Origin of the sequence: Microcystis wesenbergii FACHB-1317 (assembly GCF_014696875.1) — a bacterium.
In the GTDB taxonomy this organism is placed as follows: domain Bacteria; phylum Cyanobacteriota; class Cyanobacteriia; order Cyanobacteriales; family Microcystaceae; genus Microcystis; species Microcystis wesenbergii_A.
Map to the genome: position 1 here is coordinate 1 of NZ_JACJQV010000080.1, position 4,328 is coordinate 4,328.

Annotated in this window: 4 protein-coding genes and 1 pseudogene; 1 reads left to right on the plus strand and 4 read right to left on the minus strand. The window is 40.2% G+C overall.

Annotated features, from left to right (window positions below; all coding sequences use genetic code 11):
- Positions 1-147 precede the first annotated feature (147 nt).
- A complete protein-coding gene (locus H6F92_RS04115; protein WP_242030000.1) occupies positions 148-342 on the minus strand; it encodes a BrnT family toxin in 195 nt (64 codons plus the stop codon).
- 502 nt (positions 343-844) lie between these two features.
- Here H6F92_RS04115 and H6F92_RS04120 point away from each other — a divergent pair.
- Complete coding sequence (locus H6F92_RS04120; RefSeq protein WP_190356887.1) at positions 845-1,387, plus strand: Uma2 family endonuclease; 543 nt, start codon at positions 845-847, stop codon at positions 1,385-1,387.
- Between the two features lie 201 nt (positions 1,388-1,588).
- On the opposite strand, the gene H6F92_RS04125 is transcribed toward H6F92_RS04120, so the two are convergent.
- The 3 genes and pseudogenes from H6F92_RS04125 to H6F92_RS04135 all read right to left on the minus strand — a co-directional run.
- Positions 1,589-3,325: a hypothetical protein gene (locus H6F92_RS04125; protein ID WP_190356888.1), complete on the minus strand. Its 1,737-nt coding sequence runs from the start codon at positions 3,323-3,325 to the stop codon at positions 1,589-1,591.
- Between the two features lie 58 nt (positions 3,326-3,383).
- Positions 3,384-4,118, minus strand: coding sequence for a phage tail protein (locus H6F92_RS04130; RefSeq protein ID WP_190356889.1), 735 nt, complete (start codon positions 4,116-4,118; stop codon positions 3,384-3,386).
- 79 nt (positions 4,119-4,197) lie between these two features.
- Positions 4,198-4,328: pseudogene (locus H6F92_RS04135) on the minus strand (IS5 family transposase); the annotation flags it as partial.

A 4,328-nucleotide genomic window follows, 5' to 3' on the forward strand; every position in this document is an offset into this window, starting at 1 on the left:
TAATCCATAATTTTGCTAATAAACATAGCAAAATTATAGATGATTTCCTGACCTAAGATCACATTTTATTCTTTTTTCCACTTCAATCTAAGAATTGAGAAAAAAGCAAAACCCTCCATTATACCATAAAAAAATTATGCAAGAGGTCTAATAACCCAGAATAAACTGACGTTGTTCACTATTGGTAACATTCTGGGGGGTTGCTTCTCCTTCTTGGTAAAAGGGGTCAAAAAACGCCTCTGTTGCCTCCTCAAAGCTAATGCCATGTTTTTCCAAATTAATCTGAGCTTTATGACTATCCCACTCAAATTCAACGCCTTGTAGTTGATAGACAACATTCATAGATTTATTTAAAGAGCATTGACATTCCTGACAGCGAGGCGTTTTTCTAGTTGTTCCTTCATGTTTCTTTAGGTATAAGGCGTTTAAAGTGATCGCTATTATTATTATTTAATCACAGCTTGACAGCTAATGTTTAGTTCTTTGGCCATTTGATCAAGCCAGATATATTTCCCTCCAACTGATAAGATGTGCGATCGCACTGTGATTGATCGACACGATCATTATCATACATGGGAAACAGAGGAGGTTGACGAATCATTTAGATTTGCTATAGCGTTTACATTTGAGTTGTGGAACGAGATAAGGACGCAGGTTCCTTGCGCCTCTACAGAGGTCTTTCCACATTTTATTTGAAAACACTATATCATGTTATTATATCACTGATAACTGATACAGCGGATTCGCTAACTATGTGGCACGGCAAAATCCTGACATTAGACATCTTGTAAAAGTAAGTTCGTAGTTGCGCTTTAGCACTATTTGATTCAGAGGGAAATGCTATATGAAAACATTGGCTAAATGTTCTTTAGAAGATTATCATCAGATGATTGAAGCAGGTATTCTGCGTGATCGTCGTTGGGAATTATTAGATGGCAAAATTTTTGAAATGAGTCCGGAAACCCCGCTTCATTACACTACAGCTAAACGAGGTGTAAAATATTTAGAAGATTTGCTTTCAAGCAAGGCTGATGTCCGTTTCAATGGACCAATTACCCTATCTGACTCGGAACCCGAACCTGATATTGCCATTGTTCGACTACCAGAATCATCCTACAATGATCGCCATCCAGGTTCTCAAGATATTTTCTGGATTATAGAAATTGCCAAGACAAGCTTAAAGAAGGATTTAGAGATTAAACTGGCAATTTATGCAACGGCTGGAATTGAGGAATATTGGGTTTTAGATTTAGCAACCAAGCAGGTGATTGTATTCAGAAATCCTCAAGGAAGTCATTACCTTGAAGAATTTAGGGTTGTTCAAGGAGCGATCACACCCCTAGCATTTCCTGATATTTTAGTGTCTGTTGAGCGACTTTTCCTGTGAACAAACACAGTAGAGTGATTTTAGATTTTAGGATGAGAATGAATTCAGTCATAGATTAGACCTCTTGCATAAATCCGAAAACAAACGATAGAAACAATAATGGGAGGGACTTTCAGTTAATTATTTATTAGTAGTTGATAATCTTCAAAAATGTTGCTGTACAAGGATCGACTTAAGACTTTTGCAAGAGGTCTATTAATATCATCCTCCGGCCCTAAAGGTAATCCCATCTAAAGAAACCCACCCATTACTTCCTGATACTACTGTAACTTGTCCATCAGCAAGAATATCAACCCGACCAATTGTATTAAGATTGGTTTGAACTGCTTGAAGTTCTTGATTGGAAGGTCTATAACCAACAGGAAGCGTAAAAATAGTAGTATTGTTAGTACCATTCTTGACTAACCCTCTGAGGTGAACTATTCCCAAACTATCTTTGAAATATCCAGCAGGATTATGGGTGGTATCAAAATTTATCCAACCATTCATAAATGCTGGGACTATCCAGGCTTCCTCGCTGTTAAAGTTGTTAAAGTTAAATGATAGCTGACTAAAAGCATAGCCCGTTTTTAAATGAGCATTAGGACCTCGATGAGCTTGTAATACTTCTATACATTTTGATTCTCCTTTAATAAAAAACAGTGCATAAGAAACACGCTCTATTGCTTCAAAGGCTTTTGTCCCATTAATCGCACCCAACAGAGTAGCTGCTGAACCACCCATGGGAGCCATACTTAAAGCATCATAGCTGGCAACAGCTACTAAATCTCCAGCTGCGGCATTAGAGTTAACCCAATCAGCCCATTTATTCCAATTTTTATTATCTCCATATACATCGTGATTCGCCTTAAGTTTATAAGCACCACCTGGGTTGAGAATTATCGTATTCAATCCACGTTGTGTTGTCAGCCCAAAATCAAAGTTAGCAATCTTTAAAAATGTAATATTTCCCTCTGTTGAATCAAAGGCTGATCCTCTTAAATAGATATCATATACATCAATAATTTTATTAGCCGATAAATTAGGAATACGAGCAACATTTAATGTTCCTGTAGTAATATTTGTCGCATCAATTGTCCCCGTAATTGTACCAGTTACTTTTAAATCACCATTTTGAATTGTCAGAGAACCGGTCATCGTATCCCCAGCTTTTTTAACTGCCAAGTCGAGGTTTTTCACAACTCCTGTTAAGTTTGAGCCATCTCCGAGAAATGAGGTAGCTTTGACATTGCCATTGACCTCTAATCTTTGAGTAGGAGCAGCGGTGGTGGCAATGCCGATATTGCCGGTCACTTCCAGATTACCAGTAACTCTCAGGTTACTTTGTAAATCGGCTCGTCCGGCGGCTCCTAAACGCATCCGGGACCATTGGGATGGGTCAACATTAGTATCAGTTAAAGTGAGACTACGGGCTTCTAAATCGCCAGCAACAACCCCAGCAGCACGCCGCCGATTGACTCCCTCTCCTTCATCGGTGGCTGTAATTTTGCCCTCATTGTTCACAGTCACCCGCCCCAAGATCAATTGCAAACTCAATTGATCAGCGGAAGGGGGATTTTCACTTATCTTAATGGTGGGGATTTCTTGTACGCGGGTAAAGCCTTCCACTCCCGTTTCATTCGTCTTATCGACTTGCTTATACTCGTGGGCGATAGTAACATAGACCGTTTTATTAACAAAGCCAGATAAATCTTTATCAGCTTTCTCCACTAGCACAATCTCTCGTCCCTTACTGTCAATCGCCATGCCTTCAGCAATTTCTATCTGGGACGAACCAATAGTATATTGTAATTTTAAGCCATCGGCGATGCCCCAAGTGTGGAGATTCTCATTGTGTCGCCGTCTCATCTCTAGGTGATAGGTTTGTTCCTCAGTAAAATCGGGGGCTCGCAGGAATTGCCCGTTAAAGTAATTTAAGCGTTTGATTGGGTTAGCCATCTTTCGTCTCCTTGGGTAAGTTTAGATTGCAGTACAGATAGTGTTAGGTCGGTTATCTTCAAAGCGGATCTAAAAGAGTATCGATGCCTACAGTGGAATTAACATCAATCCGAAATACAGGCGTTACTACTGTAATCGGTTGGCGATAGTCAGTGTGAGCTGGTTTTTGTAAATCGACAATAGCGGTAACAATCTCTTGCTGTTGCTTGCGCCGTTCAGGATTGGCCGTTGGCAAAACAATTTGCACCCAAAAGAAGAAGGGAGCGCCACCATCAAGGATGGTATCTTTACCAATGGTAGCATGGACACCTACCTGAAATGGCGCGTTCAGTTCATTGACCTGCACACCAACATCAGATGTCGTCTGTACCCCCGTTTGGGTATAAATAATTAAAGCCTCTTCTAAACCGCGTTTGGTGCCTCGCAGCCGATACAATTGAGTTGCTCTAGCAATCAATAGTCGTTTCTTATTTTCTTCCCAATCATCCCGCAGAGTCAAGGCTACCCAACTAGCCAGCCAAGGTAAGAAATCCCTAGTAGTGTGTTGAGATGCGTTTAAGTTTGCTCCTGGCTCAAAATACCGATAAACTCCTGCTAACTGGGTTGTTCCGCTACCATCAGTGATGTTTCCTCCCCCCAGAATTTCTTCTAGACCCGGTTGAGGAACTTCTGAAGATACTTCTCCTAAACCAAGGAGGATTCTTTCAAAAGCCAGTAGAAAGCGACCGAGAAAATTCGGCTGGTTAGCTTCACTATCTTCTTGAAAAATAGCCGGTAGGTAATTTAGTAAAATACTCGCCTGTCCAGTTCGGCTCTTCGTTACTTGTTATGGTTCGATAGGGGGGCATAAATTAGATCTCTTGCAAAAGTAATCAAGATATATATTTTTCTCGGTAACGAAGTTCGTAATTGTAGATACCAGCAATCAAATTCAATCTCAGACCAAATCGCCGTCTGCGATTTCTGTATCTTGATGAAAGTATCCGAAATATTTTGAGACGAC

Coding starts and splice junctions, on each gene's coding strand:
- H6F92_RS04115 (WP_242030000.1), bottom strand. CDS start 342: ATGAATGTTGTCTATCAACTACAAGGCGTTGAATTTGAGTGGGATAGT.
- H6F92_RS04120 (WP_190356887.1), top strand. CDS start 845: ATGAAAACATTGGCTAAATGTTCTTTAGAAGATTATCATCAGATGATT.
- H6F92_RS04125 (WP_190356888.1), bottom strand. CDS start 3,325: ATGGCTAACCCAATCAAACGCTTAAATTACTTTAACGGGCAATTCCTG.